Genomic DNA, 26008 nt, shown 5'->3' on the forward strand with positions numbered 1-26008 from the left:
TCTAAAATCATGAATAAAAATAAATGCATGGAGACAAGTTATCATTGACATGAAACCAAAAGGTTTTATATAATCAACAAAAGCGAAACCAAATGGTTTTATATTTATGATAAAAAAGGAGAATTATTATGGAATCAAATCAGAATACACTACAAGATGTCAAGAAGACGGTTATTCTTGAAGCACCCATCCAAAAAGTTTGGGATACAGTTTCGAATGCCGAGGGTATAGCTTCATGGTTCATGCCAAATGATTTTCAGCCGAAAGTGGGACAGGAGTTCCATGTACAATCACCTTTTGGCCCATCTCCTTGTAAAGTATTAGAGATAGATGCTCCACATCGGCTCTCGTTCTCCTGGGATACGGATGGTTGGATCGTTTCGTTCATTTTAAAAGAACTGGATGGCAAAACGGAGTTTACCCTTATTCATGGCGGTTGGAAAGAGCCAGACACGATTCTTCCGAAACCGAATGAAAAAAGCTCGATCATTCGCGATAGAATGGATCATGGCTGGGAACAGATCGTTAATCAAAAACTTAAAAAGGCTGTTGAGGGCTAAGTGTCTGCAGCAGAAAAGCATGATGTATTTCAGGCAATTGCAGACCCAACCCGCAGAAAGGTCCTGCAATTGCTTGCTGAAGGGGAATTGCCCATTTCAGAAATCACTTCTCACTTTTCCATGAGCCGTACAGCGATTGCCAAGCATCTTCATATCCTTTCTGAAGCTGAATTAGTCAGTGGCCGGAAGGTCGGAAGAGAAAAACGCTTTCGGCTTCAGCCAGAACCTTTAGCGGAATTGAAACAGTGGCTTTCTTTTTATGATCAATTTTGGGATAACAAACTATCCATCCTTAAACATGTGATTGAAAATTCAGGGGAAAATGGATTGAAAGTCATCGAAAAAGAAAAGGACATGGATGAACCATCATAATGAAGAAAACCCCCGGCGCATTGCACCGGGGGTTTTCTTTATAAATTTATGCATCCAGCTCAACATTGTGTTCTTTGCGCTTCCTGATGACCATTGTTAGCAATAAGAGTAGGTTAAATACAATTATGCATCCAGTCAGGAACACTATACTGGCTGTCAATGCACCCGCTCCAAGGCTCGTACTCATCGCTTGACGGAAGCCCATGACAGAGTATGTCATTGGTATGAACGGGTGAACCGAACTGAAGAAGTTATTGGTCAGCTCCACAGGGAACATTCCTCCGCTTGCACCTAGCTGTAATACAAGGAATATCATCGCCAATAAACGACCTGGATTTCCAAATCCTACAGTCAAGAAGGTAACGATGAACATGAAGGTAAGTGAAGTCAGTATGGAAACCCCAATGAATTGCCCCATATTTTCGACCTGTAAATCCATTCCCCAAATCATGATCGCATCCAACACTAATGCTGAAAGCGTTGCTTGGATAAATAGGACCGTAAATTTACTGAACCACCATGCCACTCCTGATGTAGGTCTTGTAGAAGGCAACCCTGTCGGGAATCCCATATTGAAGGCAATAGCTCCTACAAATAACCCAAGAGATAATACATAAGGAGCCAGAGCATGACCATAATTAGGAACGTCACTGCTTTTTTGTTCTTTAACCTGTGTCGGTTCAGCAATCATGCTGTAATTATCATCGGTTGTTTTATTTTCACTTATTTCTTCTGCACCATCACTTAATTTTTCCGTAAGTTCAACCGTTCCATCTTTTAGTGAGGAGATTCCATCACCCAATTTACCGGAACCTTCAGCAAGTGCTGATGAACCTTCATTGATCTTACCTGCGCCATCAGCAAGCTGGATGACTCCATTGCTTAAAGTAGGCAGATTGCTTGCCAATTGTTCAGTGCCATTAACAAGTGCTGATGAGCCCTCGTTCAAGGCTGCTGAGTTGGCATTCAGTTGATTGGCCCCATTAGCAAGTTTGTTTGCCCCTTCGCCAACTTGGCTAACACCAAATGCATACTTCTCAAGACCATCCCCAAAGGAGGATGACCCTGCTTGAAGTTGTGAAACCCCATCAACCAATTGACCAGAACCCTCAGTTAGTTTTGACAGGCCATTATTTAACGAGGAACCGCCTTGTGCTAACTGGTTGATCCCCTTCACTAGTTCTGGTGTCTTTTCATTTAAACTTTGTGTTGCCGCCGTTAATTGATTGCTGCCTTCAACAGCTTCATTCAAGCCGCTATTTAATTGGGTTGCACCAGGAATCAATTGTTCTTCTAGCGCGTTCCTTATTGCCGTATATCCGTTTAACGCTGAAACGGCGTTTGGATTGACTTTATTCACCGCATTATTTAAATTGGCCACTTGTTCTGGAAGCTGGCCTAATCCATTCAATACTGGCATTACTTTATCCGTTAATTGCGTTGATAAGTCGGATACACTTGCAGCAAGAGTCGATGCAATTTGTTTTTGTGCTTCCGCCTGGTTTTGAAGTTCATTTTGTATGGCTTCGATTAATTCGGATTGTTGTTCACTGGTCATGCTTTTGAATGCTTCCGTGTTTTGAACGGCATTGATTGTTCTTTGTCCATTATTCGCAATCGTTGATTGAAGTTCCGTTAAAGCTGCTTGGCTATTCTGGAGATCTTCAGTAATGCCAGATACAGTACCGGACGTGCCGCTTCCTGCTGGAACCGCTTCTTGCAATTGATTTACACCGCTTTGAATGCTTGTCAGTCCTTGCTTAAGCTGACTCAGCTGTTCTTCTCCAGGCAATTGGCCATCCATTTTTTTCAGGCCGTCATTTAACGCCTGGCTTCCTGCTGCCAGTTTATTGATTCCCTCATTTAAACTCTGCTGACCTGCTGCCATTTTTGGGATTCCTGTCGATTGGTCCGTCAGCTGGCTTGCATTTTGTGATAATTGATTCAACCCATCATTCAAATTCGCACTGCCTGTTTGCGCTTGTGCCAATCCAGTATTTAAAGTTTGGGCTCCTGGAACCACTTTAGCCAGCCCAGTGGAAAGTTGGGATGAACCTTGTATAAGTGCTTCACTATTATTAGTTAATTCTCCTGTGCCTGATGCGAGTTCGTCCGCACCCTTTTTCAACTGACCGACACCGGAAGTGTATTGTGAAATTCCTTTATTTAATTCCGACGCGCCACTTTCAAGTTTATTGGCTCCTTCTAAAAACTCGCCAACGCCAATTTGAAGCTTATTCGCTCCATCTTTAAAAGTTAATGTACTGGAAGCTAATTTATTCAGATTCTCTGTCACTTCTTTGTTTCCATCATGCAGTTTTTCAGCACCCTCATCCAGTTTTGATGCCCCGTCTGCTGCATCGCCGAATCCATCTCCGATTTCATCCAGCTGTGAGAAGATCGCTTCAGCATATTCTTTTGTGACACTTTCAGCAATTTCCGTTTTCAAATTATTGGTTGCCTGTTTTCCGACCGTTTCAGAAACGAAACTGCGACCAGGATTCACGTCATACGTTAAATTCATTTTTTGGGGCTTATCATCCATGACGGTTGAAGCATTTTTCGAAAAGTCCTCTGGAATGGTGACGACCATATAATATGTACCATCATCAAACCCTTTTTTCGCCGCTTTTTCCGTTACGAAATGCCATTCTAAATCATCATTGTCCTTTAATTGCTCGACTAGCTCATTACCGACAGTTAAGGTTTTACCCTCATACTCCGCCTTCACGTCCTTATTCACGACTGCAACAGGCAATTTACCTGTATTTCCGTATGGATTCCAAGCAGAACTAAGGAATAACCCTCCATAAATAATCGGGACGAACAGTAAAACGATTGCGACACCGAGCAGTTTTCGATTTGTAAGGAAAAGCTTCCATTCTTGTTTAAGCATGTTCACTCTTTTTCACCTTTCTTTTTCCGCAGTACTTCACTCAATGACGCCGAATTCCAATTAAGAGTCGGTATGTCCGTGGTGCCAAAGCTCTCTTTAAGCAAATCTGCTACTGTTTGTCTGGAAAAGAACTCCATTAAAAGTTCATCCGCCTGAGAAAACATCCTTCGAAGGACGTCCATCCCCTTCTCTGCATACTCTCCATCTTTAAACGCTTTTTCTATAAGTCCCGTATCCGGAAACATCGAAATGGGTCCTTCCATCGCTTCAATAATTTCAAGGTTTTTAATCTTATCTACACTTTTGGCAAGAGAAAGGCCGCCATTATTACCAGGAACGGAAGTGATTATCTGCTTAACGACCAATTTCCTTATGATTTTTTTCAAATAAGAAGGAGACACCTCTAATCTCCTGCTGATCTCATTAGACGAAAGCGGTACATTTTTATCCTGGGTAGAGAGTATAACAATGATGCATATAGCTTGCTCGACCCCTTTTGTTAATTGCAAATCAGTTCACCTCTTCAAGTATGTATGTGGATATTTAGTATCCATAATGGATATTCGGTATCTATAATTAAAACTCGTTTCACTATAAAAATCAAGTTATTTCTAGAAAAAATTTCTAAAAAAAGTTGAACCCCGCATGACAGCATCATGCGGGGTTCACTTTACCTAAAGTGTTTTTATAGGTTATTTAAAAATTCATTCACTGCCTCTGGAGTTTTAGCGTTTGCACTGTGTAAATGAGCAATCTTTTCACCATCTTTAAATACTAATAAAGATGGAATTCCCATAACCGTTTGCTCTTCAGAAATCTCAGGGAACTCATCACGATCGATTGTAAACCACTGTTTATCTTGATGTTCTTGAGTGATTTCATCGATGAACATGTCTAAACGTTTGCAGTCTGGACACCATGTAGTCGTAAAAATCCCAACTGTTAGTCCCTCTTGTTTGATTTGTTCACGGTATTCTTGTTCTGCACTAATATTTTTCATGATTTTCTCCTCCGAGCTTTTCTTATCATCATACTTTAATCCATGAATTAATGTACTCAAGGATTAATATATAATTAATTCCTTCACAGTACAAACGGTTTATCCTGGACCTATCTTACTAATGCTCGGTTTATGTACCTTTTCTATGCTTTGGGCGAAACCACCATTTCCTGGTCCAAATCTCTCGTATATGAATGAGGAAATCCTTGAAATGAATTCCCTATTTTCATCAATGAAAAGATAGTGACAGCTTTTTTCAAAAATAACCAACTCACTGTCAGGAATCTGGCAAGAAAATAGATTGGTTTCATAGAATTCTCCTCTTATCTAATGATATTGGCTAACGGTAATAATACCTTTTCTAATTCTCCTGGTGAAACGTATTCTTGACCTAAAAGTTTTTTAATAAAACTCAAACAAACATCTCCTTTAATAAAGGCTCTTTTGTATGTATTTGAGGATTTTACTAGTCTAATAATAAAAAATATATAATACTACAAAGGTTCAATAAATTGCCCATATTCAATTTTATTCTCAGGTATAATCAGAGTAGGGTTAAAATAAAGAGGTGGAAATAATGGATACTATTCAAGAAACTATCAAATTGGCTGGTTGGGGCAGAAAAAAGGCTATGGAAAAACAAATAGAAATGTTTGAAAAAAGTTTGCAAAAGGGGGAAAAATTACTTGGTGCAGGAGCTGTGAATGAATATAAGAAAGCAATCTAGTCGATACTCCTGAAGTTTCACCTAGTTATTTTATTGGGGTAGATGGAAGGCAAAAAAGAGAAGAGAATAATTTTAATATTTTCTAGGGGGACGTAATGAAAAAGATTTTGTACACTGCAATCCTAACTTTGATAGTACTTACTATGGGTGCTTGTAATAATACTAATAATATTTCCAAATCCAAATCAGATAATACACTATCTGAAGCTAAGTTGACTGACAGAGAAAAAGACATATTATCAACAACAACTGATCAGTCATTTGTATTCGAATATCATATGGCTGATAGTACATATAAAGAAGTATCTGTATGGGTTGAAAAATATGAGTCCGGTAAAAGGGTTGAAGATAAAAAAATTCACGTTACTGCTGGGCTAAAAAATAATGGTACGATTATCTTTGCAACATCGACACCAACTTCTCACCAAAATGAATCTATGTTTAGTGTCAGCATCAATAGTAAAGGTGATACGACTACAGGTAGCAACTTGGAAACGATTACGAAGGAAGGTTCTGGACAGAGCAAATCTTTAAAAATTTCTGAAATCAACACCGAGAGCGTTATGAGTGTTTGGGGAAGCAATGAAGCAGAAAACATTCTGATTTCAGATAAGATGGTTTTAGCTAGTGTAGGGTATTCCTATGGTGAAGGTAGTATGAGAACACTTTCCCAAGATTTTTATAGCGATATGGACCATCACATTAACGAGATAAAAGACTTTGATGTTGTTTATCTACTGAGAAGTGAATTTACTAAATAGATTGAAGAAGACGGAAAATAGGACCCATAATGGTCCTTTTTCTTTTGAAGAAATATTTACAATTCATTTAAATATCTAAATACGTTCAACAAAAAATTTTTCCGGATTTGCACAGAACCCAAAATATGGGAATGTTAACCTTTTGTGATAAAGTAAGAATAAGGCTGATTTAAGAAAAGGAAAGGGATGAAAAAAATAGTAGGGATTTTCACTTCAATAATTATTCTATTTGGCGGATATTTTTTATTTAATAATGCTCATAAAAGTAAACCAAAATCTATCAAAACATGGACGAGAAAGTCTTTCTATGTCGAATCGCAGTTTCAACTCTCTCTTGCTCACACTTCATAATCCTCCTTTCTGCCGTCGAAAGTTATGTGATATTACTTTTAATCTAGCAATCCGCATGCCAGTGTTTAAATATTCTGTAAATAATTTTTAAAATGAAGGTAAGAAGGGAGAATTCACTAGTAATGTTCGATGGGCAAACTTAATATCGAGGACTTATTAGTTGTATTGAGAAGGGAGAATTCTTCTTTATTAGTAAAATTTTTTTTCATCCCTTAAGGCTTCGGAATTTTATACTTCTCCGAATGTCCATGGAGTATGTACGAAGTGCTAAGGAATGGAAAAACCTATAAACCAGATGATTCCATGAAAAAAAGCCACTAATTTAGTGACCTTTTCTACATCAATCATTATTTATATTGGAAGAGTAAGTTGCCAAGAAACACCGAACTTATCAGCTACCCAGCCGAATTTCTTACTAAAGGAATAATCAGCTAATGGCATTAGTACTCCTCCACCATCTGTTAAACTCTCATAAATCCTGTCAATTTCTTCTTCAGTATCACATGTAATAAACAATGAAAAAGAAGGTGTAAATGTAAATTCATGCTTGATATTACTGTCGATGCACATAAACTCCTGACCCTTTAACGTAAAGGTAGCTTTCATGACGCTTCCCTCAGCACCTGCTTCATTTGCTCCATACCGAGTAATGCTGGTTATTTCCGAATCTTCGATTAAAGATGTGTAATAATTCATGGCTTCTTCTGCATTTCCTTGGAACATTAAGAATGGTGTAACCTTTGTCATTTATCGTCAAACTCCTTTTTATAGCTTCTGTTATTTTAAACAATGGATTTTCCAATAAGAAAAACAGATCATAATTTAGGGTGCTCTTTGAAGCTTCTTCTTAAACTAATGTCCCAAGCATCCTAGTTGAAAAAGGATATAAAATGTTAATTTATATATCGAACTTCTTGTACATTTATGTGTTGGATTCTGGAGCCCACCAGTTACCAGAAACCACAATCATTGTCTGTAATTTAATCGTATTAGCAAAATAGTCATCATCGTCGTGTTCTTGAATCGTTCTGCTCCATAATTTGTTGATCCATAGCTGATTAGAAGAATCAACCATGGCGCTCACCATGAATGGAGCAACAAAGCTTGTACTATTTCCTTCCTCAACCGCTTTTCCATTTAGCATATAGCCAGATTGAATATTTTCTGGATTGCCATGTGTTTCCTCTTTAATCCAATTGTTCATCCTTTGTATTTGCCCCAACGCTCTAGTGTCACCGGTTAGTAAGTAATCAATCGTATAGCGCCATGGGATTCTACTGCTGTTCCAGCTATAATTACCGTCATTTGGTCCCTCTAGAAAATCAGCTTGAGCCGGCTGATAAACTCCCTTAGATTGTACAATGAAATCAGGCATAAGACCGGTATTGTCACTTTTTGTTGTATAAATAGAATGAATAATCGCATAAGCCTTATCCGTTACATCTTTCCATTTATGATTCCCTGTTGCGGTCTCAAATGTCTTCAAATGATTTAGAAGAAGGTCTGATGAACGAGTTGATTGCCCGTAAACATGATCTTTATCCTCCGCCCAGTCTCCTAGTTTTATAAGAGACTGAGACTGATTTATTTCATTCAACATGATGGCCTCAATAATGTCTTTGGCTCTAGCAAGATAGTCGATATCCCCTTTACTTCCCCACTGCTGATCAGCCAATAATAACGCATAAGCGATGTCCATATCACCATCAGTTGCTGAATCAGCATCCCCTGGCGTATTAATAATTTCTCCCTTTTTATTCTTTACCTGTTGCCAAGCCATTAAAGATGGATTATTTTTGCTGCTATGCGCCTTGTAAAATCTATAAAGACCATCAAAGTTTTGTTTGGCCTTATGATCCTTTCCCGCCATGATTGCGGTTATCATCATCCCATAACCATGCGCTTCGGAAACGGTAACAGCGTTTTTTGGCTCTGCATACCCCTTATCATTGTAAAAAATATAATACTCATCATTTTTATCAACAGGCTGCTTAAGATATTTTTTTTTCCAGGTTTTATAAAAGTCAGCTACTTCATCATCCATCTCATCTTGTGACACATTGTCTGGTTTTATTGTTCCAGATTGATAGACTGTATGTTGAGGAAACGGCCTTTTACTGGCAACCTCTTTTTTTGTATTTTGATCCACTAATGCTATCGAGGCAATGATACCGACTACTATCACGCCTATTAATAAGCTAACTCTTTTTTTCATGTCTGGCTCCTTAGATTATGGTGTTATATTTACTTTAGAATATTGTGCGAGCCATAAACATTTGTATGTAACTGACAATTCCCCATGTATTCAAAGAGCTGTTAGAATTTCCAATCCCCTCAAACACCGATTAAGTAATATACCATTTATTTACGATTATTTATTAAACTAATCTGCTCCGTTATATCAGTAAAAAAAGGGTGTCTCAGCAACCACTCTATACAGTGCACCCGTTAGTTTAGCTAGACAAATCTATTATTTCTTCTTACCTACTTTAGTTTCCGTACCCTTCAATATTCTCTTAATATTTTCTCTGTGAAGAATAATGACGAATAAGCTAATAAATAATGAGAGTGCTATAATTAGCTTTTCTTCAAATATAAAACTGTAAATAACAATTGAAATACTAGCTAAAATTGAACTAAGAGACACATATTTAGAAGTTAACAAACTAATAAGAAACACAATAAATGCAGTACATGTACCTAATGGAGATAAAAATATAAACACTCCTGCTGATGTAGCCACTGCCTTACCACCTTTAAAGCCCGCGAAGATAGGAAACGCGTGTCCACATATGACGAGTATGCCACACAATATAGGAGAAACAGTTGAATTAAAGATTTGTGGGAGTAGGCAAGCAACAGTACCTTTTAATATATCCGCAATAGCTACTGTAGTTCCTGCTCTTTTTCCCAAAACCCGAAACGTATTAGTGGCTCCAAGGTTCCCACTCCCATATCCTCGAATATCGGTTTTATAAAACAATTTACCGATAACCAAAGCAAATGAGATTGAACCAATTAAATAACTTGAAACGAGAGTCATTATATTCAGCATAAGTTACCTTCTTACTTGAAATTTATTATTTCAATTATATATTAATATTCGTTTTATTATGCTTATTTCCCTGCTATTTTTCTTAACTATTCAACACCCCAGTGTTGAACCGAACACCCTTCACACTAACGTCTTTATCATTATCTATTATCTTTCCATCGCGTATTATTACCATAACAACTTCTTGACGGATATATTTGAAAAATATAAAAGGGTCATGCATCCATCAGAATGATAGGCATGACCCTAAATAATAAATTGATACATTAGGTGTGTATAATATTGCGAATGGTTTATTGAAAGAAAAAACATTTAATGCTGTAATCCCTCATTTCTTGACGTTATTCCTTTAATAAAATAATGAAGTAGCCGATTTTCCCTAGCGTTGTAAAACTCGGCTTTCTTGATGTCATATTTTGCTTAGCGTATGTTTTTCGCTTTTGGCTAATGAATGTTTGCTCAAATTAATATTATTAATCTTGGTAAACGAACAAAAAGAAAGAAGCTGTTTTGAAAAAAAGGTTGAATGACTAAAAAGATGTTTCATTACAAATAAAGTTGATTAAAACGTTAGTCAAGTTATTCAATTAAAGGGGGCGATTGTTGAAAAGATATAAAAGGATCATACATATTAGTCAGGCTAATATATATGATCCTTTATTTGTTATCCACGCAAAATAAATATCAAAATGACATTTTGATTGATTAAGGGTTATTCAAAAAGGCTTCGACACAAAAAAAAGCTGCTTATGAATAGCAGCTTTTTCGTCCAATAATGCTCAGTTAACTACAAAAGGCATAAAGTACATTTATACTCCAGTCTTATGTCTTTCTGGCATTTGATAATAATATAAGGCAGCAATTAGTACGGATATAATTCCACTTGTTAGAAAAAAAGTATTAAAGAAACTTCCCCCTGCAGACGGGGAATTAGATACCAATCTGCTTAAAAGTAGTAAAAGTACTCCCAAACCAGAAAGAAATAAAGCTATTTTTTTGGCACTTCTTTTAAATAGCATCGATCCCAAAAGAATGATTATATAAAGTGCTGTAATTATCATAAGGCTAGGAAACAATGGTTTGAATTTAGCTGCATATACGAAATAATCTAAAACTGAAATATCATTTGCATCCACAACTTGATCATTCAGCATCTGTGAAAAGTGAGTTGAATATTTCCATTCCCATGGGTTATCTAAAATTTCGCTTCCTTCGTACCATGTACAAAATGTAAAAAACAAAAGAAACAGCATAGCAATTACTAATTGAAAAATGTATTTCACTTACAATTTCACCACCTCTAGACAATTGCCTACATTATACCAATAATTTGAAAGTTAAAATATAACTAACTTTCCTCATCTTCTTAATAATTAGAAACGATTCGATTCATTTCAAACGATGGGCTACCTCTCATTCCTAAACCCTGGCTTTGAAGGTTTATGTAAACATACACTGGTTTATGAATAATATAAAATAACCTCTTTTAAGGAGCGTTTGGGAATATGACATTTCGTGGAGAAGACCTCATTCTTTCAGGAGCATGGATACTATTTATTGGTTCACTTATTGATACAACCGGGCAGACCCAGCAAACTTTCACCCACAGCGATCAGGGGAAAGATTTAATCGTAAAAGGAAATGGGATTGAAGCATTCGGAAATTCGTTGCAAGCCATCGGGAGAACTAAGCTGTTTAAACCAGAGAGGGAGCTAGCACAAATATATACCATCTTCGGTGCTTGGCTTGAGGCTGCTGGTAATAGTACAAATGCAGTTGGAGTAAGTATTGAACTAAATGGTGCTGAGGAAGAGGGAGTAAAAATAGATACCCTTGGCAGTGGAGTCCAAGGTCTTGGCGCAGCTTTTGAAGCAGTAGGTGCATTTCTTGAAGAGGATTCATCCTATAGGGAACTTGCGATTATAGGAAATAGCTTCATTTCTTTAGGCTCTTTTTTAGCAGCGATCGGTAATATTTACGTTTTAAACGAAAAAAGTGTAATTGGGGAACAGATTCTATTGGTCGGTAGCTGGATTCAAGTTATTGGTGCATTTATATTACTTCATGCAATTACCCTTGAGGTTGAACACATTAAACACGAGGAACACGAGAAAAATCCGAAAAATGGAAACGGCAATTCTTATCCCTATTCTTATAATAATTATTCCTACACCTGATAAAGGGCTACCTACAGCTAAAGATGGATGTCGTTAGCTCCTTATCATATAGTGAGGTTGCTTAGCAATTCTCCTTCATCTTATCAAACTAACTCCCCTATAATGGAAAATACTTAAGGTGCCACCAATTCAACTTTCATTCTATCTGGGTCTTCAAAGTAAACAGCATAATGCTCCTTTCCACCAGCGAATGGGTGAGTGTCAGTATAGAGAATGCTTACTCCTTTGTCCCTTAATTTTTGAGTCATATCATCAACCTGATGACGTGAAGTCGCGTGAAATGCTAAATGGTTAAGACCTACTCTCCGCCTATGATAGGGAACATCAAGAAATCGTTCCTCTGCTTGGACAAAGACTATATACATTTCACCTATGCTCCAACTCTTCCCGCTTTCCCACTCCTGAAAAGGTTCATACCCTAATTCCTCTAAAAACCAGCCCCAAAAATCAACAGTCCTTTTTAAATCAGAAACATATAGCTCAATATGATGAATAAGTCCTTTTGACAACTGTCATCCTCCTAGATATCCCCTTATATTTCTATGTTGAAAACCGTATACACGATTCAGTGTGCGAAAGAATGGATTAAAGGTTTTTTCATAAAAATAACTCTTATAACTTAAAAATCTATGTATAGTTGCAAATTCAAATAATTCTTTAAGAAGTGAAGGCTATATGCAGTATTAAACTAAAGAGTATGGCACAAATTTTAATCCAAAAGTAACTCATTTTTGTTAAAACATTCTGGGATCTTTCAATATAACTGATCATAACTATAAGCCCTACGACACCTATATAGGGTTTTAAATCATATAAATTATCATAATTCCAATTTATATCCGTGAAACTAAAAAAGAACAACATGAGAAATGTATATGTTCCAAATACAAATAAAAACTCCTTGAATTTTGCATCTTTCATATCACACCCACTTTTTCTCTCTGTATTTATCTAAAGTTGGTTTTATTCTATTTGCTTTTACTCATGAAAATCCGAAATAAGTCATTTAGTAACAGGTTTTGGATGTGATTTACTTGCTTTAAGATTTAGGAATATGATCCTTCCTATTATATATCATTCTTTTAGTAACTTACTTGTAAGTTTTTTTGAGTGGGTATAAAAGGTTATTTTTCATATAGATAGTATGCACTCGAGATTTTATTATTTAGGGGTGATACTTTGAGGAGTAAATATAGTTTGTTTTCACTTGTTTTAAGTATCATAGGAGCATAACTGATTATTTTACTTTTTAGAGATGTTGGTGAATCCCGAAGTCAGATAGTATGGGCTTATGTATCCTTCATCTTAGGTCCTATCCTTTTGATAACTAGTATTATATTTGGGATTTTAGGTTTCAAATCCAAAGAAAAAGGACGGTTGAAGTATGCCGGAATTATAACCACAATACTCGTTATAATAGGACTCGCCATAGTGATTGCACTTTTTACTATCGGGTTTTAATTAGTTTTCTTCTATTACAAATGACAAAAAGGGCTGTCATTACAGCCCCTTTTTCTGTGATGTCAAACAGCTTAGTGTAGTGACTTTTTATTTAATGACCTCATTAAAAATCTCTCCGCCACCGTTTATTTTTACGATTTTAAGGCGATTGGTATTTTTAACGAAAATGGTTTTATATTGTTTTTCACCCTTTAGGTCAATAAGAAAAACGCGTTTATTGTCATTATCCGTTTCCTTATTAAAATTATAATCTTCGTTGCCGATTTGCTCGATTATCTTTCCATATTCAGGTAAAGAAGACCACTTCTCATGATCTGCAATTGGAGTTGTTTCGTTTTGTGCGGATTCATTTTGTGTTACTTGTTCATCTACTGTTTGCACGGGCTGTTCACTTTTTTCTGTAACCTCTTTAGTGTTTTCATCTGTTTCATTACTGTTACAAGCAGTTAGCATTGTTGCGGCTGCAACTAATGCAATCATTGATTTGTACATGCTTCACATCATCTCCTCTAGGTGTATTCCCCCTTAACTCTGGCAAAAAACCTAGCCGATTTCATGAAGTGGCTTCTATACCTGATTAAAGAACTACCTATGATGTCTGATCCTTAAAAGCGACTGGACATATTGCTATAATTTCTGCTATTATAGTTACTCAGGGTAACAATTACTCTCAGTAACTATATATTATAAGGAGTGTTTCTGATAAAGACTTACCAAAAATTCTTTCAAGAACTATTGCTGCTGTACAGGCCTTTTGAAAATAATCTAAATATACAGCTAAACAAACATAATTTGCACAGAGCGCAATGGTCAATTTTGCATTACTTATCCAATTATGGTTCTGCAACGCTTGTAGAGCTTGCAAATTATCAGAGTGTGGAAAAACCCACAATTACCAGGACCATTACCCGCTTAGAAGAATTAGGATATGTAGAGCATGTTCCCAGCAAAGATAGACGCGAAAAAAGAATGCAGCTTACAGAGCTTGGGACCAAGATATATAGTGATGTCCGTGTGACCATTGACCAATATGAACAGGACATTTTAACAGGAATCTCTGAAGAAGAACAGCTCGCAGCCATCCGCATTATGAGCGAAATAAGAAATAATATTATAGAGTAAGGGGATAATAAAATGGATCAATCCAAACCAAAATTGTGGACGAAAGATTTTGTTATTGTTTCCTCCATCAATTTTTTCATAACATTAATTTTTTATTTATTAATGGTGACATTGGCTATCTATGCAGTAAATGAATTAAATGCTTCTACAAGCCAAGCCGGCCTTATATCTGGGATATTTATTATTGGAACTTTAATTGGGCGACTATTCATCGGCCGCTTTATTGATTCGATTGGCCGTAAGAAAACATTGTATATTGGTCTAATCTTTTTTACTTTGACAACACTATTATATTTTGTTGATTTCGGTATTACCTTCCTGCTTGCTAACCGTCTAATACATGGTATAGCAATGGGTATGGCCAGCACAGCGACAGGAACGATTGTAGCTCAGATTATCCCGGCAACACGAAAAGGGGAAGGAATCGGCTACTACAGCATGAGTGCAACACTGGCCACAGCAATCGGTCCTTTCATCGGACTTTATATGACACAACATGCAAGCTTTCAAACGATTTTTAGTTTCTGCCTTGCTTTAGGGGTAATCAGTTTGATTACAGCATTCTTCCTTTATGTACCTGCATTAAAAGGAACGATCAAAGTATCTGAAAGTAAGGGATTCAAGCTATCCAACTTTATTGAGCCAAAGGCACTGCCCATCTCATTTATTACTCTATTATTAGCTTTCTGTTACTCTAGCGTTCTTTCTTTTATCAGTTTCTATGCAATGGAAATCAACCTAGTTAATACTGCAAGCTTCTTCTTTGTAGTCTATGCAGTAGCAGTATTGTTATCACGCCCTTTCTCAGGACCGTTAATGGACCGGAGAGGATCGAACTATATTATGTATCCGGCCTTTATTATCTTTGGAGCCGGACTGCTCCTTCTAAGTCAAACAAGTAATAGTTTCACTTTATTGGCAGCCGGATTCCTTATTGGACTTGGATTCGGTAATATGCAATCAAGCTCGCAAGCGATCGCCGTTAAAATGACTCCGCCTCACCGTATGGGAATGGCAACGTCAACCTTCTTTATCATGCTTGATGCTGGACTTGGATTTGGTCCTTATATACTAGGTTTAATCATTCCATTAACAGGCTACAGTACACTTTATGTCATCCTAGGTGTTGTGGTCATAGCAACTTCTCTTCTTTACTACTTCTTGCACGGCAAGAATGAAAGTGCAGCAAGAGTAAAAATCGCTTCAATTTGATCGAAATTAGCAAGGGATATCCTGTAACGGGATATCCCTTTTTTTAATGCTTTTATGCCATGAGTTCGATCTAAAGAATAAGTCTGATAAGCAAATAGTTTTATTGCACAACGGGAATTCGTCCTTTGTTGGGGATAATTCGTCCGTTGTTGGTATTAATTCTTCCGTTGTTGGTATTAATTCGACCTTCAGAGAAATAATTCGTCCTTCAGAGAAATAATTCGACCTTCATGAGAAATAATTCGTCCTTCAGTGAGATAATTCGTCCTTCATGAGAAATAATTCGTCCTTCAGAGAAATAATTCGACCTTCACTAAAAAAAGAAGCAGTCTCAATAGTTTTTGAGACTGCTTCTAGTGATAGGGGTCCTTATTTGACTTCTATATTTTCTATATAAAAACCATGATTTTTGGTTTTTTTCTTTTGATCTGCTGATTGAATGACTGTTTCACCTTTATATAAAGTCTTTCCGGTCTTTAAATCGGCAATCAGCAATCGAGGCGGTTTAGTTTTATAATCCATTTCCTCTGGATATCTGTCATTACCTAGAAGGATATACACCTTTCCATTCTTAACGGTGGCGAAGTATTCTTCATTCTTATGAACAGCTAGATCTAGCTCTAGATCCTTCGTTATCTTTTGACTGCTTAGATCAAACGTCTTAATGTGATATTTATCGGATTTGGTATCAACTGCGTATAGGTTTTCCCCATCAACATATCCTGATTTTGCCATGTCCAGGCTAAGAGATTCTTTTTCGGACCCATTAACCGTTTCTAATTTTTCCGTTTCATAATGATAAGATAGCAGTTTTCTTTCTTTTGGCTTTTCCTCATATGGACCATCCTCATGATTTACCCCTTTGATCACAGAAAATAAAATCATGTTGTTTGACTGGGTGGGAGCAACATCAATTGGCATCCCAACTTCGACTTGGTCATTGCCATTATAAGTTTCGGATAAAAGAGTTTTATCGCCTATTACTTTCTTATTAGCTAAATCGATCGTATACAGATGAACCTCTTTCGTTTGTTTGTCATCGTTGGAATTCACATCATTAGTCGTTAATACCTGTAGTTTTGAATGGACCAATTGCACATCCACGACATTCGTATTCATTTTTCTCTCTTGATCAGGAAGTTCCAAACTGAAAGAACTTTCATCGTTGCTTTTCTTCTCCAATAAAGCGATATCAAACTTCGCTTCCATGTTTCCGCTCTTTGTGAAATCTTCATTTACCGAGGCGTAAGCCAGGAAATCACTGTCTTCATAAAAAGAATCGATAAAACCCTTACCACGCATAAATGAACGATGTTCTTTCATTAATCTTCCCATTTGAGCATCTTGTCTTCCAGTTAAGCTTTCAAAGTAAGACTTTTCGCTGTCATATGTTGTTTGATTGGATTCAATCGTTAATAATTCAAAATAGGGATTGGCTTCAAGTGAAGAACCATTTATGATTACCGGATCAAGCTCTTTGCTACTACCTTCTAGCGTCTTGAACGTATACTTTGGAAGGCCGGAAGCGGAGGAAGCTACTTTGACATAATAGGTTCCGATGCTTAAGATGACAACCATTCCAATAATGATGCTGCATATATAACGTTTCACCTTGTTCACTCTCCTTTAATAGTTGTTATACGGTAACGCGATTTTTCAATAACCAGGAACCAAGCCAAATCGATAGTCCTGTCACAATGATTCCTAAAGCGATCAGTATACCCACGAGTTCACCAGGGTAAAAATAGAAAACATCACTTGCCATTACGAAAACAGGAGTTAAAAACAACGCAGCGGCGATTCCGGTATACACCAAGCCCAAAATGATGCCTTTTATACGGAAACTCCTTTCAAACATGATCGCTGTGAATAATATCGACATGACCATAAGACCAATGCCATAGTTAAGCAGGAATTGTGTGAAGGTGCTTGGGATAACCAAATTCAAGACACTATTAAATTTCGCAATGGAGTAAATTGACATTTCCTTGTTCAAGAACGATTCAGGTACGTATGAATTAAATAGGGCATTTTCCATGGGTAAAATGATAATCTGCAAAGCAATCAACCCTAACACCATCAAGATGATGGCCGTAGCTTTAGAAAGGTAGATTGACAATCTCGATGTCGGTAACATCAATAGGCGATAAATGAAGGTATTCTTTCCAAACCAATCACGATACCAAATCAGAAAAATGTAAAAAACAAGAGCAACTGCACTCAACGCGATCGGTCCTTGGAACCAGAGAGAATTAGCAATTTGGGTAAAATCAATACCACCATAATTAGTAAAATAGGCGGCTTCTGATATTTTTTCTTCCGACATGATATCATGGGCTCGATTAAGAAAACTCTTTGTTCCAATGATCACTCCAACTAACTGCGACACCAATGTTATCAACAATAAAGAAATATATATTTTACTAAATCGATTGATTTCAAAATTCACTAGCTTTAAATAACGCATCATGATTGGTACACCTCTCTCATTACATCGACTACTGATTTCCCTTCCTCTTCACGCATTTCTTCTGTATTGAACTCTTTGAGGACTTTACCGTTATCCAATAAAATGACCTTATCGATTAAATGTTCAATATCACCGATTTCATGGGTCGTGATGATGACTCCTCTGTCTTCGATAAGGTGGCTCGCAAAGACATCGGCAATTTGCTCCCGGCTAAACATATCAATGCCCGAAAATGGTTCGTCCATCAGTACATAATCCACATCAAGGGACAGACCCAGCATTAGGTTAAGCTTAGCTGTGTTGCCTTTTGACAATTCCGAAATGGGGATCTCTTCGTTCAGTTTAAAAAATCCCAATAATTGATTAGCTCTTTCCGAGTTCCATGACGTGTAGAAATCTTCCATGAAAACCATTGCCTGTTTAACCGTCATTGATGGAAGCATGGTCGGTGCGTCCGGAATAAACGTGATTTTTTCATAACTGTTCTTAGTCATTTTTTCATTATCAATTAAGATTTCACCTTTATAAGGCGTCAATCCCATAATGGCTTTGAGTGTAGTCGTTTTCCCGACACCATTTATCCCGATCAGACAAGTGACTTCACCTTTATTAGCAGTAAACGAAACACCATCTAAGATTGTCTTCCGGCCGTATTTCTTAGAGATTTGTTTTACTTCTATCATTTTTCTTCCCCCTCCCTTATTTCTTCCGAATATTTTTCTTTAACCACTCGAAGCAGCTCTTCAACTGGCACATTAATAGGCCGAATAGCATCGACAAAAGAATCAACCGCTGCCAGAATAAGCTCCTGTCTAACAGCCTGTAAAATCGTTTCATTTGTTGTGATTTGACTAGGAAAATTTCTTTCTGTATGAATCAAACCCTGTTCCTCCATTTCTTTATACGCTTTTTGAGCTGTATTAGGATTAATGTTCAGTGAAGCCGCCAGTTCTCTTCGGGATGGAATTTCCTGTCCCGCTACGAATTTCCCAATGGCAATTTGTTCTTTAAAATGCCTCACAACTTGCAAATATACCGGTTCTCGGGTATTAACGTTCATAAAACTACCCCCTATTTATTTAGGAAAAAACTTCGATTTGAAATTTAATAACGAGTGTATGTATTAAGTAGTTCATACACCTTATAGATGTACTATACTCGTAATACACCTTCACTGTCAATATAGAATTTCCACATATTAAAAAAACCGATTGCGTAATGAAATCGAGGTTTTAGTAGCTTATTGGTGATCATCGTAAAGTCGGCGATAATTTTTTTTGCTCATTTTTCTGTTAAGTCCCTTATAGAGTAAAATCTGTAAATTAATCAAATAATAATAGAGCATGTAAATTTCTATAAAGGGGATGGTTTTTATCAAAAACCGGTTTTTAAAGTTAATGATCTTGTTTATGTCTTTTGCTTTGATCTTTTCTCCTCTAACTACTGAGGCAAAAGGAAAAGGGGCTCAACAAAGACAATGTATTAGTAAATCATCGGAACAGCTAAAACATACTTTACAGAAACTTTGGATCGACCATACTATATGGACAAGAAGCTATATGGTAAGTGCCTTATCAGATTTGGATGACAAAGAAAAGGTACTGACTAGGTTATTAAAAAATCAGGATGATATAGGAAATGCAATCAAACCTTATTATGGCGATGCAGCCGGCAACAAACTAGCTGAACTGTTAAGGGAGCACATCGTTCTTGCAGGAAAAGTGGTGGATGCAGCAAAAAGCGGAAACCAGGAAAATCTGAAAATATTTAATGCTGAATGGTATAAAAATGCTGATGATATTGCTCTTTTTCTTAGTAAAGCCAATCCAAATTGGAGCAATGATGAATTAAAGGAATTGCTATATACACATTTAAAATTGCTTACAGACCAAGTTGTATCAAGAATTAAAAAGGATACAGATGCGGAAATTTCTGCTTTTGATAAAGGTGAAGATCATATTATTAAATTGGCAGACACCCTAACAGAAGGGATTATCAAGCAATTCCCAAAAAAGTTTTAAAACATCTAATAAAAACAAATCCCGATTCTATCTCTTTCTTTCAAAGATAAAGTCGGGTTTAATATGCTGGGGGATCCTAAAGGGGTAGATTCGCAGATACTTGAGCTAAACCCCGTTTATCTGTTTCATCTCGTAAACTTCGTAAAGCTTGTTGAACAATAGCCATTGTTTATGGGCAACTTAGATTCAACCTGAACCTACTTTGGATTTAAGGAAACATCCCGATCATTCAAAAAACGATCCATTTTGGATTAACTTTTAATAAACTTCCTGTAATCCTTATTGCAGGGTCCTTGACTCCAGAACTCTGAATTAAGGCAGGCATTTTATTGTCCACATACCATTGATGTGAACAATCCTTGTCCCATAATTAAGCGACCAGATATCTTCCATTTTTCTTTTCAGCAAATACTCCAGCAAACATTCCTGGTGAAGCCATCATCCCTTTGTTCCATACTTCTTTTTGCATGTGCTCAAACTCAAGTTGTTTATTTGTTTCTACAAAACAATCTGCCACTCGAAGAAGACTTCCCTTACTTAAAAAATCTGTCATGTCTGTTTTGCTTGTATTAAACATTTTCTCGAAAATTTGAACAGAGATATTGGAATAAGTATTTCTTTGGTTACTCTTCTCGAAAATTCCATCATGCTGTTGCTCCATGAATGCTTGGTAAGAACGATCATCTCTCCAGAAAGAAATAATGCCTGCTTCAAACGGATTGTTTTTATCCCATCCCCCGATTTGGCCTATAAATCCATCTAACTGTTTCAATTCTCCCCAACCCTCTTGTGCGTTAGAAAATGAACTCTTGTTTTCCTCATTCACTTGGCATTTTATCCACTTTATTAACATATTTGATCCACCTACTTATTTATAGATTTCACCCAACTTTTGCTTTTTTATCTATCTCTTTTATTAAATCATTTTTACCGTTTATATAACCATCGATGGAAGTTCCGCAGCCAAACTTTGATTTAGCTTACTATGCTTCTGTGCATCCAAAAGCGCTAAGGGTGTTTCTTAAATCCAGCGTATAACAAAATAGATCCCTGTTCATGTTAAAGAATGGCGTTGGAATCATTATGCTCCTTTGTTATGATGAAGGTATCCATTTTCAAGAAATAATATCCTCTAGGAGAACGCCATGAATAAAAAAAAGAAAACTACTATATCAGATGTTGCTGAGAAGGCCGGTGTTTCCAAAAGTACGGTTTCTCAATATATCAACCAACGTTTTCGTTATATGAGTGCTGAAACCAAAGACAGAATCGAGCAAGTCATCCAAGAACTTGACTTTCGTCCCAATGATAATGCTAGAAATTTAAAAGTAAAAAAAACAAAAGTCATAGGCATTCTCGTAGCTAATATTTTACATACTTTGTCCACCGAAATTATTCGTACCGTGGAGGAACAGTTTCGGCAGCACGGCATGAAGGTATTCATTTGTGACTCTGCTGATGATCCAGAGAAAGAAAAAGAATACCTTGATTTGCTGGTTTCTACGCAAGTAGATGGAATCATTATTTTTCCAGTAGGAAATGATTTTAAAGTCTATAATTATCTAATCGATCATTCGATTCCTATGGTATTCGTTGATCGGTTAGTTGATGGCGTGACATCTGATTCCGTCCTTTTAGACAATCACGCTGCAATCTTTTTAGCTGTATCCATGCTAGCTGAAAAAGGACACGAAAATATCGCGTTTTTAACCTTACCTATTGATATCCCTATCACGCCAAGGTTGGAAAGAATCGAAGGATTTAAAAAAGCAATGGCATCTTATGATTTTGAAGTCAGAGAAGATGATATCTATTCTTTACACAAAAACCAAATTCAAGAAAAATTGGCCCAAATATTCGATACAGAAAAGCCTCCAACAGCCATAGTAGCAGGAAATGATTTAGTGCTCCGTGAAATCCTTAGCTATTTGAAAAAGCAAAAAGTCTCGATTCCTAATGAAGTAGCCATTATCAGTATTGATGATGTCGCCTATTCGGAATTTTATGAACCTTCTATCACAACAATTGGACAACCTATACAACAAATGGGAATCAAAGTAGCAGAATTATTATTGGACCGGATAACTAATCCTGTTCAGGCTCCGTTCATTACATATCGGTTTGCCCCGGAACTTATTGTTCGAAATTCATGCTAAAAGGCTATTACCATAAGATTTCACACACAAAAACGGCAGTTTATATCCACTGCCGTTACATCTGCCATGGAATAATAGAGAACATGTAATAACCGAAAAGCGAACGACTCTTAGATTTGATTTTTCTTTCAGTACTCTTCAGCTTTTACTTCATAGACTTTGACAGTTCAAGTTTTTTACTAATCTTGTTAAGTGAATATAACCTCTAAAAAAACAATCTACGACCACCCCTCCAATTAATTGGTCCCATCGTAAGGAGAAGTGAGCCTAAAATGGTCGCTAAAAAGATTGAAATGATATACTCCTTTTAATCACATACTATTTATCTTTTTTTTGCTTCTTCTATGACATATCGGATAAATGGGGCTTTTGCTTGAGTATATCCCACTCTATCTAAATGATGCTTTTGAGATAAGTTTTGTTTTAATTGCTGGTATTGTTTACGAATATCAGGATGAGTGCTTAAATAATCCCTAAATAATAGATGATTATTCCACTCTTCACTTCCGAATTTGTAGATATGTAAATGGTGTGTACCCGCTCTCCATTGGCCTTTTCTAAAAAAACGCCTTTCAGGAAACTCCTTATGTGCGACAAACTCATAGCCAATTGTTTTTAATGGATCAATAAACTTGTCCACTTCATCTAAATGTTGAACGCCTGCCATTATATCCAAAATTGGTTTTGCGCATAAGTCTTTTACAGAGGTACTCCCAATGTGCTCAACACAAATAGGTTTGTCCTTTAGGACTTCCTTAATCTTCGCTTTTTCATGTTCGAACTCAGTAACCCAATTTGGGTTGTAATTCTCAATCGTAACTGGTTTTTCCATTTTTCCTCTGACTTTCATGTTAATCATGTTCATTAATTAAAAATATCCCCCTAGAATGGGGGGCTTGTTTTAGACTATCGTTTTTATCTATAGTAAAAATGGGATAAGCGTAGTAATAAGAGTTGTCATCTAATCACATACCTTTTTTACTTTTTGTCACGTGACCACTCGATGATAGGATCCTGAGCACTCGGTTCATAGTACGTTCCGGCATACTCCTTTTCTTTTCCAGTTATTTTATTAGTCCGAATAACTGTGTAAGTTCCTTTATCGTAATTTTTGGTAAGATAATATTTCCGGTAGGTAAATCCTTTTTCGGGGCCAGTTAAGGTGACTTCGTGTTTGTACTCTTCTGGCTTGTTTAGGTTTTCTTTCACTACACCTTGAATATTCAGTGGTGTTTCTTCAAGCTGAACATCTGTGCGGATATTAACATCTTGGGTCTTTACTTTACCCAGAGGTACAGATGCCATTTCGATTGTTTCTTCGGTTTGTTCCAAGAATGACTTTGTAACGCTGTAGGAGTATAGGATTTTCATAGAGCTTATATCGTTTTTTACTTTGCCTGCCAACTCTGGCATGGCAAAGCTTAAGACAAAGGTAATGGATATTCCGATGATTAATAGTGTTAGCGGAATTTTTTTCATATTTCCTCTTTCTTAATAACGTATTTGTATAACAAGAATATTGAACATCCTCTGACATCATCAATTCTGTAAATCCCTCTGTTTTGAATCATTAGGAATAATTCCAAATTTCGCGATCAATAGTAAGGCAAAAAAAATAAAACAACTGAAACTGGTGTTATCACTTGTAAAAAATACACTAAGTATAATACGTGATGCAAGAAGTACATTTAAGATATAGGCAATAAGAAAACCCGCATATGAAATGCAACTCAGATAGTTTCCAACTACTGTTCTTTTGTAATGAACATAATCTGATTTATTTCCTTTTCTGATACTAACTATTTGCCGTATTTGTCTTATAAGACCGTATGTGAACGCAATGATCAACATTACAATAATAAGAAAACTAATTATTGCTTCATTCACTTTTTTTATCCCCCCTGTAAATAGGTCTAACACTAATAGATAAAAGCTTTAGGACGGTTAATTACTATCCTTTTTTATGTAATAAACCTGCTTTTTTATCAGGATTATCAGCCCATAGTCAACTAAGCAATCCTCCAAGTACATATTCCTCTATTACGAAACATCCACTGAAAGAGTCATAACGGCAAACTCATCGTAAGTGTTCTGATGTTAAAGCCCATTTTTTCGTAGAGCTTAATAGCTTTGTTCTGGGCAAAAGCACTTAGACGGACTTCAGAATGCCCATCTTGTTTTAGAAAATCAATTGCTGACTCCATTAATCTCTTAGAAATACCTTTCCCTCTGTATTCTTCTATTACAAACAGTTCATAAATAAATCCATTCATCTTATCCGTAAACTGATCTTTACTTGCTCCTAATAGAATCCACCCCATTAGTCGATCTTCTTCTATCGCAATGACATAATAACTCCCTTTTGCAAGCAGTGGTTCAACAAGTTGTTTGATTTTTTGATTAGTTGGCTTCACTTCACCTAATGTGCCGTCAAAAACAGCTTGTGGCGAAAGTGATAAGACCTTTTGAAGTTCATAATCAGTTGGTTTCCTTATTTCCATGAATGAAAGCATCCTTTCTAAGGGCTAGTACATGTTAGTTAAGTAGTTCCATTGCCATTTGAATATTTGTCCTATTAAAAAATATTACTAATACATTTTCTATACTATTTATAAGTATTCTAATGCTTCTATATTCCTTCCCTTAATCAAATTTATAAATAAAGGAATCTTAATGTTATGAGGAAACCAAACAACGACTGTTAACCCCATCCATTTCAAATGGTGTTTTCTTAAATGTGGCCTTGTTGATTTTTCACTTTCACTACTATCGTTCACATTATATACGGATTACGGATGATAAAGTTTCAAAATAAAGGAAGAAATACCAATCTATTTCCCCATAAATTAATTAAAAAGACCACCAAATTGGTGGTCTTTTTAATTAATTCATATTATAAAACCCAACTGCTTCCATCGAATATCCCCTTGGAAAGCTATTACCGTCAATATCGATGATTCGTTGTGAAGTTTTTCACGTTTATCGGTTCGGTTCCTGTTGTTATAAAGGCTTTTGTAAGTATCCTATTATGTTTCATAACAACCCTTCCTTAAATCCATAAACTTCATAAGACTTTGTTTTTCTTTTTTTTCATGTACCCGCGAATGAACATTCCTGCAATAATAAGAACCGCAACTACTGCGATTGGCTGGATATAGGGCTTGGCCATCTCATTAATCTGTCCCCAATTGCTTCCTAACTTCATCCCGAGAAATACAAAAAGCACAGACCATGGAAGTACGGCTAGTAGCGTATAATTCGTGAATTTTATTAAAGACATTTTAGAAATCCCTGCTGGTATCGAAATAGCATGTCTGACAACCGGAATGAACCGAGCCGTAAAAATGACACTTGGTCCATAGTTAGTAAACCATGATTCCGATAGCTCAATATGTTTCTTGTGTATGAAAATATACTTTCCGTATCGTTCTAAAAATGGTCTTCCACCATAATATCCGATTAAATAAACAAAGATCTGAGCGATGGTTCCACCAATTGTTCCGGCAATAACCGCCCCTACAAAACTGATGTTCCCTTGGGATACTAAAAAGCCTCCATAAGATAATACAATTTCACTTGGAATGATTTCAATCATAAGACCGAGGGTAATTCCAAGGTACCCATAATCCATAAGTGTTAGTAGAATAGATTGGATAAAGTCGTTCAT

The 26008-nt window shown here is 36.5% G+C and carries 28 protein-coding genes; 9 read left to right on the forward strand and 19 right to left on the reverse strand.

Annotated elements, in window-relative coordinates; all coding sequences use genetic code 11:
• The first annotated feature begins 128 nt into the window (after positions 1 to 128).
• Both RE409_RS23760 and RE409_RS23765 read left to right on the forward strand, forming a co-directional pair.
• The gene (locus RE409_RS23760) at positions 129 to 560 is read left to right on the forward strand and encodes an SRPBCC family protein (protein WP_201186859.1); all 432 of its coding nucleotides are present in this window, start codon (positions 129 to 131) and stop codon (positions 558 to 560) included.
• The gene (locus RE409_RS23765) at positions 561 to 932 is read left to right on the forward strand and encodes an ArsR/SmtB family transcription factor (protein ID WP_309558186.1); all 372 of its coding nucleotides are present in this window, start codon (positions 561 to 563) and stop codon (positions 930 to 932) included.
• A gap of 46 nt (positions 933 to 978) precedes the next feature.
• On the opposite strand, the gene RE409_RS23770 is transcribed toward RE409_RS23765, so the two are convergent.
• The 4 genes from RE409_RS23770 to RE409_RS23785 form a co-directional block, all read right to left on the reverse strand.
• Positions 979 to 3828, reverse strand: a complete 2850-nt coding sequence (locus RE409_RS23770) for a YhgE/Pip family protein (RefSeq protein WP_309559310.1) — start codon at positions 3826 to 3828, stop codon at positions 979 to 981.
• Between the two features lie 2 nt (positions 3829 to 3830).
• A complete protein-coding gene (locus RE409_RS23775) occupies positions 3831 to 4337 on the reverse strand; it encodes an RrF2 family transcriptional regulator (RefSeq protein WP_053347813.1) in 507 nt (168 codons plus the stop codon).
• A 176-nt stretch (positions 4338 to 4513) separates the two neighbouring features.
• Positions 4514 to 4888, reverse strand: coding sequence for a thioredoxin family protein (locus RE409_RS23780; protein ID WP_274607080.1), 375 nt, complete (start codon positions 4886 to 4888; stop codon positions 4514 to 4516).
• Between the two features lie 83 nt (positions 4889 to 4971).
• Complete coding sequence (locus tag RE409_RS23785) at positions 4972 to 5139, reverse strand: hypothetical protein (protein WP_201186863.1); 168 nt, start codon at positions 5137 to 5139, stop codon at positions 4972 to 4974.
• A gap of 266 nt (positions 5140 to 5405) precedes the next feature.
• Here RE409_RS23785 and RE409_RS23790 point away from each other — a divergent pair, with 266 nt between their 5' ends.
• Positions 5406 to 5555, forward strand: a complete 150-nt coding sequence (locus RE409_RS23790) for a hypothetical protein (RefSeq protein ID WP_201222906.1) — start codon at positions 5406 to 5408, stop codon at positions 5553 to 5555.
• Between the two features lie 95 nt (positions 5556 to 5650).
• Entirely contained in the window at positions 5651 to 6316 is a 666-nt protein-coding gene (locus RE409_RS23795; protein WP_201186869.1) for a hypothetical protein, read from the forward strand.
• Positions 6317 to 7018: 702 nt separating this feature from the next.
• Here RE409_RS23795 and RE409_RS23800 read toward each other — a convergent pair.
• The 4 genes from RE409_RS23800 to RE409_RS23815 all read right to left on the reverse strand — a co-directional run bounded on the left by RE409_RS23800 (position 7019) and on the right by RE409_RS23815 (position 11005).
• Entirely contained in the window at positions 7019 to 7414 is a 396-nt protein-coding gene (locus RE409_RS23800) for a VOC family protein (protein ID WP_201186870.1), read from the reverse strand.
• A gap of 175 nt (positions 7415 to 7589) precedes the next feature.
• Positions 7590 to 8882: a family 8 glycosyl hydrolase gene (locus tag RE409_RS23805; protein WP_201222904.1), complete on the reverse strand. Its 1293-nt coding sequence runs from the start codon at positions 8880 to 8882 to the stop codon at positions 7590 to 7592.
• Between the two features lie 255 nt (positions 8883 to 9137).
• Positions 9138 to 9719 (reverse strand): glycerol-3-phosphate 1-O-acyltransferase PlsY, encoded by a 582-nt coding sequence (gene plsY / locus RE409_RS23810; RefSeq protein WP_397327810.1) that lies wholly within the window; start codon positions 9717 to 9719, stop codon positions 9138 to 9140.
• A gap of 812 nt (positions 9720 to 10531) precedes the next feature.
• Complete coding sequence (locus RE409_RS23815) at positions 10532 to 11005, reverse strand: YjdJ family protein (RefSeq protein ID WP_309558187.1); 474 nt, start codon at positions 11003 to 11005, stop codon at positions 10532 to 10534.
• 222 nt (positions 11006 to 11227) lie between these two features.
• Here RE409_RS23815 and RE409_RS23820 point away from each other — a divergent pair, with 222 nt between their 5' ends.
• Entirely contained in the window at positions 11228 to 11899 is a 672-nt protein-coding gene (locus RE409_RS23820; RefSeq protein ID WP_309558188.1) for a DUF6944 family repetitive protein, read from the forward strand.
• A 113-nt stretch (positions 11900 to 12012) separates the two neighbouring features.
• Here the strand turns inward: RE409_RS23820 and RE409_RS23825 are convergent, their stop codons facing one another.
• Entirely contained in the window at positions 12013 to 12408 is a 396-nt protein-coding gene (locus tag RE409_RS23825) for a VOC family protein (protein ID WP_201250349.1), read from the reverse strand.
• 1039 nt (positions 12409 to 13447) lie between these two features.
• On the reverse strand, positions 13448 to 13852 hold the full coding sequence (locus RE409_RS23830; protein WP_309558189.1) for a hypothetical protein: 405 nt from the start codon (positions 13850 to 13852) through the stop codon (positions 13448 to 13450).
• A gap of 201 nt (positions 13853 to 14053) precedes the next feature.
• Here RE409_RS23830 and RE409_RS23835 point away from each other — a divergent pair, with 201 nt between their 5' ends.
• Both RE409_RS23835 and RE409_RS23840 read left to right on the forward strand, forming a co-directional pair.
• Complete coding sequence (locus RE409_RS23835; protein WP_376109681.1) at positions 14054 to 14482, forward strand: MarR family winged helix-turn-helix transcriptional regulator; 429 nt, start codon at positions 14054 to 14056, stop codon at positions 14480 to 14482.
• Positions 14483 to 14494: 12 nt separating this feature from the next.
• Positions 14495 to 15694, forward strand: a complete 1200-nt coding sequence (locus RE409_RS23840) for an MFS transporter (RefSeq protein ID WP_201186886.1) — start codon at positions 14495 to 14497, stop codon at positions 15692 to 15694.
• A gap of 369 nt (positions 15695 to 16063) precedes the next feature.
• Here the strand turns inward: RE409_RS23840 and RE409_RS23845 are convergent, their stop codons facing one another.
• The 4 genes from RE409_RS23845 to RE409_RS23860 are packed head-to-tail and all read right to left on the reverse strand — an operon-like array spanning position 16064 to position 19224.
• Complete coding sequence (locus tag RE409_RS23845) at positions 16064 to 17305, reverse strand: hypothetical protein (RefSeq protein WP_309558191.1); 1242 nt, start codon at positions 17303 to 17305, stop codon at positions 16064 to 16066.
• Between the two features lie 25 nt (positions 17306 to 17330).
• The gene (locus tag RE409_RS23850) at positions 17331 to 18164 is read right to left on the reverse strand and encodes a hypothetical protein (RefSeq protein WP_201186890.1); all 834 of its coding nucleotides are present in this window, start codon (positions 18162 to 18164) and stop codon (positions 17331 to 17333) included.
• On the reverse strand, positions 18161 to 18847 hold the full coding sequence (locus tag RE409_RS23855) for an ABC transporter ATP-binding protein (RefSeq protein WP_201186892.1): 687 nt from the start codon (positions 18845 to 18847) through the stop codon (positions 18161 to 18163). The genes RE409_RS23850 and RE409_RS23855 overlap by 4 nt, the downstream gene beginning before the upstream one ends.
• The gene (locus RE409_RS23860; protein WP_056521067.1) at positions 18844 to 19224 is read right to left on the reverse strand and encodes a GntR family transcriptional regulator; all 381 of its coding nucleotides are present in this window, start codon (positions 19222 to 19224) and stop codon (positions 18844 to 18846) included. The genes RE409_RS23855 and RE409_RS23860 overlap by 4 nt, the downstream gene beginning before the upstream one ends.
• Before the next feature lie 337 nt (positions 19225 to 19561).
• Here RE409_RS23860 and RE409_RS23865 point away from each other — a divergent pair, with 337 nt between their 5' ends.
• Positions 19562 to 20185 carry a glycosyltransferase gene (locus RE409_RS23865; RefSeq protein ID WP_242486068.1) on the forward strand — a complete coding sequence of 208 codons (624 nt, stop codon included), beginning with the start codon at positions 19562 to 19564 and terminating at the stop codon, positions 20183 to 20185.
• Positions 20186 to 20555: 370 nt separating this feature from the next.
• On the opposite strand, the gene RE409_RS23870 is transcribed toward RE409_RS23865, so the two are convergent.
• Positions 20556 to 21038: a YdbC family protein gene (locus RE409_RS23870; RefSeq protein ID WP_309558192.1), complete on the reverse strand. Its 483-nt coding sequence runs from the start codon at positions 21036 to 21038 to the stop codon at positions 20556 to 20558.
• Between the two features lie 292 nt (positions 21039 to 21330).
• Between RE409_RS23870 and RE409_RS23875 the strand changes: the two genes are divergently transcribed.
• Positions 21331 to 22341 (forward strand): LacI family DNA-binding transcriptional regulator, encoded by a 1011-nt coding sequence (locus RE409_RS23875; protein ID WP_309558193.1) that lies wholly within the window; start codon positions 21331 to 21333, stop codon positions 22339 to 22341.
• 322 nt (positions 22342 to 22663) lie between these two features.
• Here RE409_RS23875 and RE409_RS23880 read toward each other — a convergent pair whose 3' ends face one another.
• From RE409_RS23880 to RE409_RS23895, 4 genes are all read right to left on the reverse strand, one after another.
• Positions 22664 to 23173, reverse strand: coding sequence for a GrpB family protein (locus tag RE409_RS23880; RefSeq protein WP_056521258.1), 510 nt, complete (start codon positions 23171 to 23173; stop codon positions 22664 to 22666).
• 146 nt (positions 23174 to 23319) lie between these two features.
• On the reverse strand, positions 23320 to 23820 hold the full coding sequence (locus RE409_RS23885; RefSeq protein WP_201222891.1) for a hypothetical protein: 501 nt from the start codon (positions 23818 to 23820) through the stop codon (positions 23320 to 23322).
• Between the two features lie 584 nt (positions 23821 to 24404).
• Positions 24405 to 24842 (reverse strand): GNAT family N-acetyltransferase, encoded by a 438-nt coding sequence (locus RE409_RS23890; RefSeq protein ID WP_201222890.1) that lies wholly within the window; start codon positions 24840 to 24842, stop codon positions 24405 to 24407.
• A 563-nt stretch (positions 24843 to 25405) separates the two neighbouring features.
• Positions 25406 to 26008, reverse strand: coding sequence for an undecaprenyl phosphate transporter UptA (locus RE409_RS23895; RefSeq protein WP_214790074.1), 603 nt, complete (start codon positions 26006 to 26008; stop codon positions 25406 to 25408).

The sequence above is a fragment of the Peribacillus sp. R9-11 genome (assembly GCF_031345095.1).
Classification (GTDB): domain Bacteria; phylum Bacillota; class Bacilli; order Bacillales; family DSM-1321; genus Peribacillus; species Peribacillus butanolivorans.